General features: G+C 69.8%; 10 protein-coding genes. 7 read left to right on the forward strand and 3 right to left on the reverse strand.

Annotated features, from left to right (window positions below; translation table 11 throughout):
• The first annotated feature begins 1 nt into the window (after position 1).
• Together gltX and ACV7NL_RS05065 are read left to right on the forward strand one after the other, a co-directional pair.
• On the forward strand, positions 2-1384 hold the full coding sequence (gene gltX / locus ACV7NL_RS05060) for a glutamate--tRNA ligase (protein WP_463355093.1): 1383 nt from the start codon (positions 2-4) through the stop codon (positions 1382-1384).
• A 162-nt stretch (positions 1385-1546) separates the two neighbouring features.
• Positions 1547-3469 (forward strand): ABCB family ABC transporter ATP-binding protein/permease, encoded by a 1923-nt coding sequence (locus tag ACV7NL_RS05065; RefSeq protein WP_463355094.1) that lies wholly within the window; start codon positions 1547-1549, stop codon positions 3467-3469.
• Positions 3470-3494: 25 nt separating this feature from the next.
• Here the strand turns inward: ACV7NL_RS05065 and ACV7NL_RS05070 are convergent, their stop codons facing one another.
• Positions 3495-5075: a LysM peptidoglycan-binding domain-containing protein gene (locus tag ACV7NL_RS05070; protein ID WP_463355095.1), complete on the reverse strand. Its 1581-nt coding sequence runs from the start codon at positions 5073-5075 to the stop codon at positions 3495-3497.
• A gap of 221 nt (positions 5076-5296) precedes the next feature.
• Between ACV7NL_RS05070 and ACV7NL_RS05075 the strand changes: the two genes are divergently transcribed.
• Complete coding sequence (locus tag ACV7NL_RS05075; protein ID WP_056187932.1) at positions 5297-5899, forward strand: LOG family protein; 603 nt, start codon at positions 5297-5299, stop codon at positions 5897-5899.
• Between the two features lie 42 nt (positions 5900-5941).
• Here ACV7NL_RS05075 and cysS read toward each other — a convergent pair whose 3' ends face one another.
• Positions 5942-7321, reverse strand: a complete 1380-nt coding sequence (cysS, locus tag ACV7NL_RS05080; protein WP_463355096.1) for a cysteine--tRNA ligase — start codon at positions 7319-7321, stop codon at positions 5942-5944.
• Positions 7322-7643: 322 nt separating this feature from the next.
• Here cysS and ACV7NL_RS05085 point away from each other — a divergent pair, with 322 nt between their 5' ends.
• Positions 7644-7985 carry a hypothetical protein gene (locus ACV7NL_RS05085; RefSeq protein ID WP_463355097.1) on the forward strand — a complete coding sequence of 114 codons (342 nt, stop codon included), beginning with the start codon at positions 7644-7646 and terminating at the stop codon, positions 7983-7985.
• Between the two features lie 66 nt (positions 7986-8051).
• Here ACV7NL_RS05085 and ACV7NL_RS05090 read toward each other — a convergent pair whose 3' ends face one another.
• Positions 8052-8570, reverse strand: a complete 519-nt coding sequence (locus ACV7NL_RS05090; RefSeq protein ID WP_056187942.1) for a CreA family protein — start codon at positions 8568-8570, stop codon at positions 8052-8054.
• A gap of 161 nt (positions 8571-8731) precedes the next feature.
• Between ACV7NL_RS05090 and ACV7NL_RS05095 the strand changes: the two genes are divergently transcribed.
• The 3 genes from ACV7NL_RS05095 to ACV7NL_RS05105 all read left to right on the forward strand — a co-directional run bounded on the left by ACV7NL_RS05095 (position 8732) and on the right by ACV7NL_RS05105 (position 14015).
• Positions 8732-9754, forward strand: coding sequence for a DUF2865 domain-containing protein (locus tag ACV7NL_RS05095; RefSeq protein WP_082504170.1), 1023 nt, complete (start codon positions 8732-8734; stop codon positions 9752-9754).
• Between the two features lie 1406 nt (positions 9755-11160).
• Positions 11161-12102 (forward strand): OmpA family protein, encoded by a 942-nt coding sequence (locus tag ACV7NL_RS05100; RefSeq protein ID WP_348772980.1) that lies wholly within the window; start codon positions 11161-11163, stop codon positions 12100-12102.
• 242 nt (positions 12103-12344) lie between these two features.
• On the forward strand, positions 12345-14015 hold the full coding sequence (locus ACV7NL_RS05105) for a methyl-accepting chemotaxis protein (RefSeq protein WP_463355098.1): 1671 nt from the start codon (positions 12345-12347) through the stop codon (positions 14013-14015).
• Positions 14016-14161: the final 146 nt, after the last annotated feature.

The raw sequence follows: 14161 nt of genomic DNA on the forward strand, positions 1-14161 counted from the left end.
CATGACTCACGCCACCTCGCCCCAGGCCGACACGCTCCCAGCCGGCGCACCCCTCGTGCGCTTCGCGCCATCCCCCACCGGCTACCTGCATATCGGCAACGCCCGGCCGGCCCTGCTCAACGCCCTGTTCGCGCGGGCGCGGCACGGCCGCTTCCTGCTGCGGCTCGACGACACTGACCGGGAGCGCTCGACGCAAGACTTCGCCGACGCCGTGGCCGAGGATCTCGCTTGGCTCGGGATCGTGCCCGACCTGTTCGCGAGGCAATCCGACCGGGTCGCGATCCACGACGCGGCCGCCGAACGCCTGAAGGCGTTGGGCCGGCTCTATCCCTGCTACGAGACGCAGGAAGAGCTGGAACGCCGGCGCCGGCGCCAGCTCGGGCGTGGCCAGCCGCCGATCTACGACCGGGCCGCCCTCTCTCTCTCGGAGGCCGAGCGCGCCGCCCTGGAGGCAGAGGGGCGCACGCCGCACTGGCGCTTCAAACTCGATGCCCGCACCGTGGCCTGGGACGATCTCGTGCGCGGCCCCGCCCATGTCGATTGCGCCTCGCTCTCCGATCCGGTGCTGATCCGCGCCGACGGCAGCTACCTCTACACCCTGCCCTCCGTGGTCGACGATGCCGAGATGGGCGTCACCCACGTGATCCGGGGTGAGGACCACGTCACCAACACGGGCGTGCAGGTGCAGATCTTCGAGGCTTTGGGCAGCGCGATCCCGATTTTCGGGCACCACAACCTGCTGACCACGGCGGACGGGGAGGGGCTCTCCAAGCGCCTCGGCCATCTCTCGCTGCGCGGCCTGCGCGCGGCCGGCTACGAGCCCGGCGCCGTGCGCTCGCTGGCAGTGCTCACCGGATCGGCCGAATCGGTCCGTGCCGTGGCGAGCCTCGACGAGCTTGCCGGGTTGGTGGACCTCGCCCAGATCTCGCGGGCGCCGGCGAAGTTCGATCCGCATGAACTCGACGGGCTCAACGCCCGCCTCGTCCATGCCATGCCCTACACGGAGGTGGCCGACCGGCTCGCGGATCTCGGTATCCCGGCGGAGCGCGCCGAAGCATTCTGGGAGGCGGTGCAGCCGAACCTGGCCAAGGTCTCGGAGGCGGGCGACTGGTGGCGCGTGGTCGCCGGCCCGGTCGCTCCCGTCATCGCCGACCCGGCCTTCATCGGGGCCGCCGCCGCGCTGCTGCCGGACGAGCCCTGGAACGGGGAGACCTGGAAGGCCTGGACGGGGGCGGTGAAGGCGACCACGGGGGCCAAGGGCAAGGCGCTGTTCATGCCGCTGCGCCTCGCGATCACCGGGCTGGAGCACGGGCCGGATCTCGCCGGCCTGTTGCCGCTGATCGGACGGGACGCGGTGGCACGGCGCCTCTCGGGCGAGGGGTGATCGGGCGCGCCTCTGCAGCGCACGCACACCCGCTCCGCTCGGCCAGCTGCCCGCTCCGCTCGACCGGGTGCATGCTCCCGCTCGACCAGGTGACTGTCACCGGCGGCCCGGGGCGCCTATATGCGGGCTCGACGCCATCTTCATCCCGAGCCCCTGATCCGTATGAGCACCGACCCCGCCCCGGCGGCCCCGGTTCGGCCTGAGCCGTCCGCGCGGCCCGGCCTCGTGGCCACCTATCGTCGCCTTTGGCCCTATCTGTGGCCCTATGGTCGGCCCGATCTGCAGCGGCGCGTCTTCCTCGCCTTCGGCCTGCTGATCGTCGCCAAGTTCGTCACCATGGTGACGCCCTTCACCTTCAAATGGGCCACCGACGCCCTGGTGGCGCTGACCGACCCCAAGCCGGGTGCGGCCATCCCCACCGGGCTGTTCGCCGCGCCGATGCTGCTGATCGGCCTCTACGGCCTGTCCCGCATCCTCATGGCCGGGCTGACGCAGGTGCGCGACGGGCTCTTCGCCAAGGTGGCGATGCACGCCGTGCGCCGCCTCGCCCTGCAGACCTTCGAGCACATGCACCGGCTCTCCCTGCGCTTTCACCTGGAGCGCAAGACCGGCGGCCTCACCCGCGTGCTGGAGCGTGGGCGCGGCGGCATCGAGGAGCTGTCGCGCCTGATGGTGCTGACGCTGGTGCCCACCATCGTCGAGTTCCTGCTGGTCATCGGCGTGCTCGCCTACGAGTTCGACTGGATCTACTCGGTGGTGGTGTTCGTGATGGTGGCGGCCTACCTCGCCTTCACCTGGAAGGCGACGCAGTGGCGCATCGAGATCCGGCGCCGGATGAACAATTCCGACACCGACGCCAACACCAAGGCCGTCGATTCGCTGCTGAACTTCGAAACCGTGAAGTATTTCGGGGCCGAGCAGCGCGAGGCGGAGCGCTACGACGCCTCAATGGCGAAGTACGAAAAGGCCTCGACGCAGACGTACGTCTCGCTGGCGGTGCTCAACGCCGGACAGGCGGTGATTTTCACCATCGGCATGACCATCGTGATGTGGCTGGCCGCGCGCGACATCATGGCCGGGCGCACCACGCTCGGCGGCTTCGTGCTCGTCAACACCATGCTGGTGCAGCTCTCAATGCCGCTCAATTTCATGGGCATGATCTACCGCGAGATCAAACAGGCCCTGATCGACATCGACGACATGTTCCAGATCCTGCACCGCAACCCGGAGATCGCCGATCGGGCGGGCGCGTTGCCGCTCGCGATCTCGGACGGCGTGGTGCGGTTCGAGGACGTGCGCTTCGCCTACGATCCCGCCCGGCCGATCCTCAAGGGCGTCAGCTTCGAGGTGCCCGCCGGCCGTACGGTGGCGATCGTCGGCCCCTCCGGTGCGGGCAAGTCGACCCTGTCGCGCCTGCTGTTCCGGTTCTACGAGCCGCAGACGGGCCGCATTCTCGTCGACGGTCAGGACATCGCCCAGGTGCGCCAGGCGAGCCTGCGGGCGGCGGTCGGCATGGTCCCGCAGGACACGGTGCTGTTCAACGACACCATCGGCTACAACATCCGCTACGGCCGGTGGGACGCCACCGACGCGGAGGTCCGGGCCGCCGCCTCGCTGGCGCAGATCGACCGCTTCATCTCCGCCCTGCCGGAGGGCTACGACACGCCCGTGGGCGAGCGCGGGCTCAAGCTCTCGGGCGGCGAGAAGCAGCGCGTCGCCATCGCGCGCACCATCCTCAAAGGGCCGCCGATCCTCGTCCTCGACGAGGCGACCTCGGCCCTCGACTCCTTCACCGAGCGGGAGATCCAGGATGCGCTGGACACCGTGAGCCAGGGCCGCACCACCCTGGTCATCGCCCACCGTCTCTCCACCGTGGTCAATGCCGACGAGATCATCGTCCTCGACAAGGGCGTCATCGTCGAGCGCGGCGACCACGGCACGCTTCTGGAGCGGGACGGCGTCTACGCCTCGATGTGGAGCCGTCAGCGCGAAGCGGACGCCGCCCTGGAGGTGCTCCAGCGCAGCGAGGACGTGCTGCCGGTCCCGAAGGCCCGCCCGGTGCTGGCGTCGGAACCGGCGGAATAGGGGCTCGAACCGGGGCCTTAGCGCCTCAGCCCCGCGGGTCGGTCTGCGGCACCGCCGCGGTCCCGTCGCCGGGCAGGACGAAGATCTGCCCGGGATAGATCAGGTCCGGGTTGCGGATCTGCGGCTGGTTGGCGTCGTAGATCACCGTGTAGCGGGTGCCCGTGCCGTAGATGCGCCGGCTGATCTGCCACAGGCTGTCGCCCCGGATGATCCGTGCCGTCCCGACCTCCGGCACGAAGACCGAGGGGCTTCGTTCCGTGGCGGCCCGGGCCGGCGTATCCGACGCCTCCGCGCGGCCGGCAGGGGCCTGCGAGGCGGGCGTTGCCGATTCGGGAGGAGCGGGCGGTTTGGCCACGGCCATTCGGGGCATCGCTGCCGGAAGGGCTGCTGGCGTCCCCGGCGTTCCCGGGGCCGGAACCGCCGGCCCCTGGGCCAGCTTCGCACCGGGGGACCGTGCGGGCGAGGCCGAAGCGGTCGGTGTTCCGGGCTTCGCGGCGACCGGGACGGTGAAGGGCACCTCGGAACGGGTCTTCACCTTGCCGGAGACAGGGTCGACCTGATCCACCCGGATCGTGTACGCGCCGGGCTGGACGCCGCGCCCGATCGTGAACGCTACGCGACCGTCGGCGCCGACGCTGCCCGGCGCCACCAGGGCGTCGTTCAGGTAGAGCCGCACGGTCGCGCCCGGCGGGGCCTGACTGGTCACGTAGAGGCGGCCGCCATCCTCCGCCTCGACGCTGACGATCTTGAGCGGGGCCGTGGGGTCCGGCGCGGCCGCGCCCGGCTGGCCCGACTTGGCTTCGGTGCCCGTGTCCGCCCGTTGCTGCAGGCCCGGGACATTCTGGCCCCCGGGGCCGGGCATGGTCGTTGCGAGCCGGTTGTCCGCAGCGGCGCTTCGGGCTTCGGCCTGGCGGGACTCCGCCGCGCCGGAGCCTGGCGCTGCGGCCGTCGCGACCGGATCCGGCTGGGAGAGCACGATGGTGGGTTTATCGGGGGAGGTGAGGGCGATGAGGGGCTTGGTCCGACGATCGGGGGCCACCACCACTGCCACGCTGTCCCGCGAGACGCGCTCCTGCCCATCGGCGCTGGAGGCCCGCAGGGTGATCTCACTGTTGCCCACGGGGAGCGCCGGGGGAACGATAGCGAACTGGCCGGAGGGATCGACGAGCGCACGGGCAATCGGCGCGTTGTCGCGCAGCAACTCCACGGTGGTGTTGGGCGCGGCGCGCCCCGCGATCACTGTCTCGCCGTTGGGCTCGACCCGGATGATGTCGAAGGTCGGCGCCTCTGTCCCGGCGGAGGCGCCCAGTCCCGGCGCCGGGGGCTGCCGGACCGCCCGCGCCGCCGGGGGCTTTCCCGCCGGCGACGCCCCCTCCCCGGGGCGCGGGTCCGGCTCGGCCTGGGCGCTCGAGCCGGCGACCGCTCCCGGCCGGGCTTCCCGCGTCGCGCCGGTGGGCGCCGCCGCCAGGGCTGCACGGTCCCGGTCGGTGCCCTCGACACTGCGCTTGAACAAGGTGCTCGCGCCATAGAGGGTGACCACGAGGGCGAAGCCCGCCAGAAGCCCCACGCAGGCCAGGAAGATGCTCCGTCGCAACTCCGCCCTCATGACACCCCACTCCCTCGTCGACCGGCGCGGCGGCCGAAACACCGTCGTCGCCGGATCGAGCCCGTCGACAAACCGGCGATTGATGGCGACATATTAGCGAACATGATCGGAACACCAAATCACATCCGCCGTCGCATGGCCGGATCTTCCGTAAAATCAGCAGTTTGGCTCGTGGACAGGGACGGGTCCGTCCTGGTTGCGACGCATCAGAGAGGCCCGGCATGGCTCGGTTGAGGACGGTCTGCGTCTATTGCGGCTCGGGGTTCGGGGGCGATCCGGCCTTCACCACGGCGGCCGTGACCCTGGGCAAGGCCTTGGCGGAGGCGGGGATCGGCCTTGTCTATGGCGGGGGCAATGTCGGCCTGATGGGCACAGTCGCCCGCGCGGTCCTCGACCATGGCGGCCACGTCACCGGCATCATTCCGGATTTCCTGAAATCGCGCGAGCGCATGCTCGAAGAGATCCAGGAGACCATCGTGGTGGAGGACATGCACACCCGCAAGCGGCTGATGTTCGAGCGTTCCGACGCCTTCGTGGCCCTGCCGGGCGGCATCGGCACCCTGGAGGAGCTGGTGGAGCAGCTCACCTGGGCCCAACTCGGCCAGCACAACAAGCCGATCCTGCTGCTCTCGGTGGCGGATTTCTGGACCCCATTGCTGACCCTCCTCGATCACATGCGAACGCAGGGCTTCATCCGGGAAGGGCTCGACCTGAGCTACCTCGTGGCGACCGAGGCGGCCGACGTGGTCGGCCTCCTGCGCGACGCGGCCGGGTCCGTCGAACCCGCTCCGGCCGCCGAGGCCTTGGTGGCCGAGCGGTTCTGACCGAGGGGCGTCGCGGCGACCGATCAGGTCGCGGTGACCTGATCAGGTCACGACGCTCCAGGTCGTGCCGTCCTTGCCGTCCTTGACGGCGATGCCCAGCGCGAGGAGTTCGTCGCGGACACGATCCGAGGCCGCCCAGTCCTTGGCGGCCCGGGCCGCGCGTCGGGCCTCGATCAGGGCCTCGACGCGGGCGACGTCGATCCCAGCCGCCTGGATCGTTCCCTGGTCGCGGGCGGATTTGGTCTGCGTGAGTAGCCCGAGAAGGTTCGCACCGGCCTTGAGTGCCGCCGGATCGTCGAGGCGGTGCAACTCGGCGAGCGCTGCAGCCGTATTGAGGTCGTCGAGTAGCGGCTCCAGCACCGTCTCGGGGAGCGCCGGCGCCGGCGCGCCATCGCCCACGAGTCCGTACCAGCGCTCAAGCATCCGCGCGGCCTCTTCGAGGCCACGCAGGGTCCAGTCGATCGGCTGGCGGTAATGGGTCTTCAGCATGGCGAGCCGGGCGACCTCGCCAGGCCAGTCCTTCAACACGTCGCGGATGGTGATGAAGTTGCCGAGCGACTTCGACATCTTCTCCCCCTCGACCTGGAGGAAGCCGTTGTGAAGCCAGACATGGGCCATCACGTCGGTTCCGAAGCAGCAGCGGGACTGTGCCACCTCGTTCTCGTGGTGGGGAAAGATCAGGTCGATGCCGCCCGCATGGATGTCGAAGCGCTCGCCGAGGTGCCGCCATGACATCGCCGAGCACTCGATGTGCCAGCCCGGCCGGCCCGGCGCCGCGATCCCGCATGGTGAGGGCCAGGACGGCTCGCCGGGCTTCGAGGGTTTCCACAGCACGAAGTCGAGGGGGGAGCGCTTGTAGGGCGCGACCTCGACGCGGGCGCCGGCCTCCATCTCGTCCAGCGGGCGCTTCGAGAGCGCGCCGTAATCCGGCATCGAGGGCACGTCGAACAGCACGTGCTCCGCCGCCACATAGGCATGTCCGGCCTGCACCAGCCCGGTGATGATGGTGTGCATCTCGGCGATGTGGTCGGTGGCGCGCGGCTCGATGAAGCGCGGGCGCTGACCCGCCACGTTCACATCCTCCGACATCAGCACGCCGAGTTCGCGGATGTCGGCGTGGAAGGACTTCAGCGTCCCGTCGGTGAGTTCGCGGATGGTGATGCCGCGCTCGGCCGCCCGCGCGTTGATCTTGTCGTCCACATCCGTGACGTTGCGCGCGTAGGTGACGTGCGCCTCGCCGTAGAGGTGGCGCAGCAGGCGGAACAGCAGGTCGAAGACGATGATCGGCCGGGCATTGCCGATATGAGCGGCATCGTAGACCGTCGGGCCGCAGGCATACATCCGCACGTTCGTCGGATCGATCGGCGTGAAGACGGCCTTCTCGCGGGTCAGCGTGTTGTAGAGCCGCAACATCGAGGCCATGAATCTTCCCTTGAATCGTCCCTTGCGTCCCGGACCCCCACCCGGCCCGTCCGAGCGTGAGACCCGCACCGCGTTGGTATCTCGCAGCTTTTGCCGCGACAGGCCAAGCCGGCGCCACATCGTCGCCGCCTTCCGCCCGGCGACCTGTTGCGCTGAGGCGACGGCCTGACGGCACGTCCTGCGCTACCTCAAATCCATGAGCAATTCGAGAACGACGCCGAACCGGCATTCGTCGAAAACCCTGTCGCGGAGAAAGGGTTTGTTAACCCCGTGCCGTGAAGTTTTCGCCTCAGACGCTTCCGACATCAGCAAGGTTCTGCCCATGCGCCGCGTGACCGCCCATCTCGGCGCTCTCCTCGCCTTCGCCCTGACCGCACACGTCGCCCTGGCTGCCGGCGACGGCGAGAACCCCGCCAAGGTGCCGGCCACCGTCGAGAAGACGTTCCTGATCCCGTCGAGCGAGGGATACGGTGTCGGCGACTGCCTCACCAACGGCGACAGCGCCTGCGGGCAGGTGGTGGCCAATGCCTGGTGCGAGGCCCAGGGCTTCGCTTCGGCCGGTTCCTTCGGCGTCGCTGCCCAGGACGAGTATACCGGCGCGATCCCGGCCGCCCCGGTGGTGAAGCCCGCCGAGCGCCCGATCCGGATCACGTGCCAGGATTGATCGCCTCCACCGACGCTCTTGCGCCTGGTCGCCGACCCCGCCACGGGGCCGGCCTCCACAGGCGGTCTACTTCTCCATGAAGGCGTCGCAGCGCGGCGGCGGTTCGGTGCCCCAGGGCATCAGCGGCACGGCCGAGGTCGAGTTCTTGGGTGACCCCTGGATGACCTTGTCCGAATAGACCATGTAAATCAGCGTATTGCGCTTGACGTCGCAGCCACGCACGATCTGCATCGACTTGAAGATCAGCGAGCGCCGCTCGCTGAACACCACTGCGCCCTGCTTGAACTTCTCCTTGAACTGCACCGGGCCGACCTGTCGACAGGCCAGCGAAATGTCGGAGACATCCTCGGCGAGGCCGAGCGTGCCCTTGATGCCGCCCTTCTCCGGCTGCGTATACCAGCAGGCGACGCCGGCTACGGACGGATCGTCGATCCCGTAGACCACCAGCTTGTCGTTGGGCGTGAGCGGGCGCCACACGGTCGACTTGTCGAAGATGCGATCCGCATCGTCCGCCCGCACCGGATGTGCGACGAGGCCGAGCCCCAACGCCAGCGCGCAGCCTGTGAGACCCCGAAGCCACATCATCGTATCATTCCCCTCGGTTTGTTCGGGGCGCATGTGGGAAGGGTGTCGCCGCCGTGCGAGGGTCGCTAAGTAACGTGTGTTGTCCTCGTTCGCCATCGCTTCGCCGAGATCCGCCGTCGGATTCCGTGCGGCGGCGTCCCGCCATCCTTCGCAATCAGGCCATGCCGCTGATCCCTCTCCAGATCCGCACGCTCGTCCGGGTGCTCGCCGGCGTCCTTGCCGCCCTTCCTGTCGCCCTGGCGATGACGGGGGCCGCCGAGGCGCAGAATGCGGCCTGCCTGCGCTACCGCTCCGAACTCGCGAGCCTCAGCGACGGAGCCAGCACCGCGCGGGCGCTGCAGAATGAGATCGGGCGACTGAACGCCTATTACCGCACGCTCAGCTGCGAGGGTGGCAAGTTCCTGTTCTTCGATTCCCGCCCCCCGCAATGCGGCGCGGTCGAGCAGCGCATCCGCGCCCTCAATGCCGGTTACGGCGCCGAGAACGGCGAGGTCACGGCCGCCCGCCGCCGGCAGCTGACCGAGGCCATCGCCGCCACCTGCACCGATGCGGCGAGCCGCACCCTCCTCAAGGCCGACGGGCCGGCCGGGGAGGCGCGTGCGCGGGGTGGCTCGCAGGTGGTCTGCGTCCGCACCTGCGACGGCGCCTACTTTCCGATGAACAATCTTCCGGACGGGCGCGAGGGCGCGGACGAGTTGTGCCAGGCGCTCTGCCCCGGGGCCGAGGCCGCCGCCTACTCGATGCCCCACGGGGACGAGGCCCTCAAGCAGGCCGCAACCCTGAAGGGCAGCCGTGCCTACACGGCCCTGCCGAACGCCTTCAAGTTCCGCACGTCCTTCACGCCGAACTGCTCGTGCAAGCGCGAGGGACAGACCTGGGCGCAGTCGCTGGTCAAGGCCGAGAGCATGCTGGTGCGGCACAAGGGCGACATCTTCGTCACGCCGATGCAGGCCGAGGCCCTGTCGCGTCCGCCCAAGGTGCGCCTCACCCTGGTGGGCCGGGCCGACAAGACCGCCGCGGAACTCGCGGCCGACGTCGCCAGCCGCCGTGCCGCCGGGGCGACGGACAGTGCGGCTGCGCCGGTACCAGCCGCCACGAGCCCGGCCGCCGGCGAGGAGCGCCAGCCGGTGCGGATCATCGCCCCGAACCTGTTCTCGACGGCGACGCGCCAGGGCGTGCAATAACGCCAGGATATCCGAGGTCAGAAGATCCGGTTCCAAGAGCCCCGGTTCCAAGAGCCCCGGTTCCAAGAGCTCCGGGGCTGGGAGATCCGGGGCCGAGCGCCCTGACGCCAAGCCGTCCGGAGAGGCGGACGGCCATGCTCGGTATCGGGAACCATCCGGCTCGCATTCTGTTCCGAAGGCCACATCAACGACGTGAGTGACCTTCGATGCGGCGCATCCGCCACCTCCTGCTGACCGGCACGGTTCTCCCTGCGCTCCTGCTGTCCGGACCCAGCTCTGCTCGGCCGGATACCGTCCCGGGCGGGGCGATCCTGCTGGCCCAAGGCGGGCCGGGCGAAGGACCTCGGGGTGGCGAAGGACCTCGGGGTGGTGAAGGACCTCGGGGTGGTGAAGGGCCGCGCGGAGGCCAACCGCCGGGCGGTCGAGATCGACCCGAGCCGCGCCAGGAGCGTCCCGAACCCCGCCCCGAGCGTTCGGCACCCCGTCCCGAGCCTCGCCAAGAGCGCCCTGAACCGCGCCAGGAACGCCCGGAGCCGCGCCAAGAGCGTCCCGAACCCCGCCCCGAGCGTTCGGCACCCCGTCCCGAGCCTCGCCAGGAACGCCCGGAACCCCGCCAAGAGCGCCCCGAGCCGCGCCAGGAGCGCCCGGAGCCGCGCCAGGAGCGCCAGGAGCGTCCGCAGCCGCGCCAGGAGCGCCCGACGCGTGAAGATCGCCCGGCGCGGGAGGAGCGCGGCGGGGCACCCGATCGCGATCCGACGCAGAATCGTCGCGCGCCCGGTTCCGAAGCGCCGGGCGAGCGCTCCGGTGCGCCGCCGGCCGCACGCGAGCGGTCTCCCGAGCGGCCGAATGCACCCGAGCGTCCCACCGCATCCGAACCCGCCCGCCCCGCGCAACCCCAGCTTCGCCAAGCCCCGGCTCCGACACCGACCGCGCCCGAGATCCGCAATCCGGCGAACCCCGCCAGCCCGACCGTCCCGGGAGCCACGCAGCCCGCGCGCCCGAACCCGCCCGCAGAGCCGCGTGCACCCGCCCCGGACGCCAATCCGCCGGCACCGGTCGCCCCGAATGCCCGGCCGGGCGTACCCGGCCGTCCGTTCACGCCGCCGGGTGCTCCGAACCCGGACCCGCAGCGTCCGGACGGGCGTCCCGGTGCGGGTGCGAATCCCGTCGAATCCCGCCCTGACCGGGACGGTCCCGCCCAGGGATCCCGCGAGCTGAATCGCGACGATGCGGTTCGGTCCGATTCCCGGCCGGCCGAGACCCGGCGCGACGGTGTCGATCGCCGTGATTCCGGTGATCCACGCGCCGGAGGCATCGACGATCGTCGAGAGGACCGCGAGCGGCGGGACGCCTTCGAACGGCGCGAGCCTCGCACCGGCTTCAACGCGCCGGGGCGCCCGGGCTACGTGCCGGGCGGGTTCCGGGATGACGACGATGTCCGCGACTACGATCAGGTCCGCCGCGACCGGCGCGAGTTCTCGGAAGGCGGGCGGACCTACATCCGCGAGCCCGGCCGCATCATCGTGCGCGATCGCGACACCTACTTCATCCGTCACGACGAGAACGAGCGTTTCCGCGATCTGGACCGGCGGGCCTATCGCAGCGAACGGCGCGGCGGCGACACCATCACGTATCTCGACCGCCCCGGCGGCGAGCAGATCGTCACCATCGTGGATGATGACGGCCGTCTCGTACGCCGCTCCCGCCGCTTCCGGGACGGGCGCGAGGTCGTGATCATCGACAACAGCTTCGGCGGGGGCGTGCGCCGGCCGATCTACGACGACGTGGTCGAACTGCCGCCGCCGGACATCCGCATCCCCCGCAATCGCTACGTGGTCGATTACGACGGAGCGGATGAGGGTGCCGTCTACGAAGCCCTGTCGGCCCCGCCGGTGGTGGCGGTCGACCGGCGCTACACCCTCGATCAGGTGCGCTACAGCCCGCAGCTGCGCGCCCGCATGCGCAGCGTGGACATCGATACCATCAACTTCGACACCGGCTCGTTCACGGTGACGCCGGATCAGGCCGCGCGCCTCGCCACCATCGCGGCGGCGATGAACCGGGCGATCAAGGCCAATCCGCAGGAGGTGTTCCTCATCGAGGGATACACCGACGCGGTGGGGGCCGACGTCGACAACCTCTCGCTCTCCGATCGCCGCGCGCAGTCGGTGGCCACCGTGCTGACGCAGACCTTCCAGGTGCCGCCCGAGAACCTGACCACGCAGGGTTATGGCGAGCAGAACCTGAAGGTGAACACGCAGAACGCCGCGCGCGAGAACCGGCGGGTGACCGTCCGCCGTATCACGCCGCTGATCCAGCAGCAGGGCGAGGCGGCGCCTCCACGCTGAAACCAGGATGCGGCGACCGGGGTCCGAAAGCCTCCGGTCGCCCGCTCCGCGCCCGCATCGGCCAGTCTTCGATGGATTGGAGAAAGGGGAGCGCTATCGGCACGACGCGGCGGGAAGAATTGGAAAAGCCGGCTCTATTCATCAAATGTTTAGTTCGGCGCCATAGGGAATAGTGGTCTTCGCCGACCTGTCCCTCCTGTGCGCCGCAGGCCGGATAGCATTTCCAATGCGCCCCTCCGTCGATGCGACTGTCTCTCAAGTCAACACTGATCACGATCCTGTCAGTCATGATGCTGGGTCTTGGTGCGCAGGGGTGGTTTGCTGTTGCAAACATTCGCACTGTTAATTCTGGAGTAGTGGATATTGCGGCTAACTGGCTTCCGAGCGTGCGCGCCTTAGGTGAATTCAAGTACAGTTTGACGCGGCTGCGCCTGCTCGACGCCCGGTATATGCATGGGAAGGAAGCGCCGGCCGAGCTGCTGCAGGTCGAGGCCACGCGCAGGCAGGCCGTCGCCACCGCGATGCGCACCTACGAGACTCTCATCAGCAGCCCCGAGGAAAAGGCGCTGTGGACCGACATCGTCGGCACCTTCGCACGGTATGAGGACCTTCGTCGCGGCTTTCCCGCTCTCCTGCGGAGCGGTGACATCCCGAGTGCCGAGAGCCTGTTCGCGCGCTCGCGGACCGTCTTCGACCAACTCATCACGACGGTCGATCGCGATGCGGATTTGAACAATCAGGGCGCCCTGACTGCGCAGGCAACCGCAGAGCGGACCTATGCGACCGCGATCTGGATGACGCTGGTGGTCTGCGGCGGCTCCGTCCTGCTCGGCCTCGGCGGCATCCTCTTCGTACTCCTGGGCGTCACCCGTCCGATCACCCGCATCACCGGCGCCATGCGGACCATCGCCGAGGGCCGGCTCACCATCGAAATCCCCCATGCGACGAACCGCAACGAGATCGGTGAGATGGCGGCGTGCCTCGCGATCTTCCGCGACGGTCTCGTCGAGGCGGAGCACATGCGGGGTGAGCAGGCGAACCTCGAGGCCGCCAACGCGGCACGACGCAAGGCGACGATGCACGAACTGGCGGACGGTTTCGAGCAGGCGGTCAGCGGCATCGTCGGCATGGTGACGTCGGCGGCCACCGAGCTGCAGGCGACGGCGGGCATGATGTCGGGGACCGCCGGTGAGACCGCGCAGCAATCGGGCGGCGTCGCGGCGGCGGCGGAAGCGGCGGCCTCGAACGTCAACACCGTAGCGGCGGCGGCCGAGCAACTCGGCTCATCCGTGCAGGAGATCGGACGCCAGGTCGACGGTTCCGCCACCTTGGCGCAGATCGCGGTCGGCGAGGCGGACCAGACGGCTGCGCTGATCGGCGATCTCAGTATGGCCGCGACCAAGATCGGCGACGTGGTGGCGATGATCTCGACCATTGCCGGGCAGACCAACCTGCTGGCGCTCAACGCCACGATCGAGGCGGCCCGGGCCGGCGAGGCGGGCCGCGGTTTCGCCGTGGTGGCGGCCGAGGTGAAGGAGCTCGCCAACCAGACCGCCCGGGCCACCGAAGAGATCGGCGATCAGATCACGCGCATCCAGGCCTCGACCGGCCAGGCCGTATCGGCCATCGGCGACATCCGGACCCGGATTCAGGAGATCAGCGGCGTGGCCAATTCCATCGCGGCGGCCGTCGAGGAGCAGGGGGCGGCCACCCAGGAGATCGTCCGCAACGTGGCCCAGGCAGCCGTGGGCACCGGTCAGGTGACGGACAAGATCTCGACCGTGGCCCGCGCCGCGGAGGAGACCGGCGCTGCCTCGTCCCAGGTCCTGGCCTCGGCTTCGGAGCTGTCGCGACAGTCCGAGCGGCTCAGCGGTGAGGTCGCTCGCTTCCTCGCCACCACCCGGGCGGCCTGAGCGCTGCACGCCGGCTCGTCTCTCCGACCCCGTTTCGCCGGTTGATCGGCCGGACGCGACGAATCCGAACGATCCTGTGAAGCCGTGTCTCGGACGGGGCACGCAGGCCATCTCGACGGAACTTCCAGGCCGGCTCCCTTCGCGAG

Source organism: Methylobacterium sp. Ger2507, assembly GCF_055231875.1.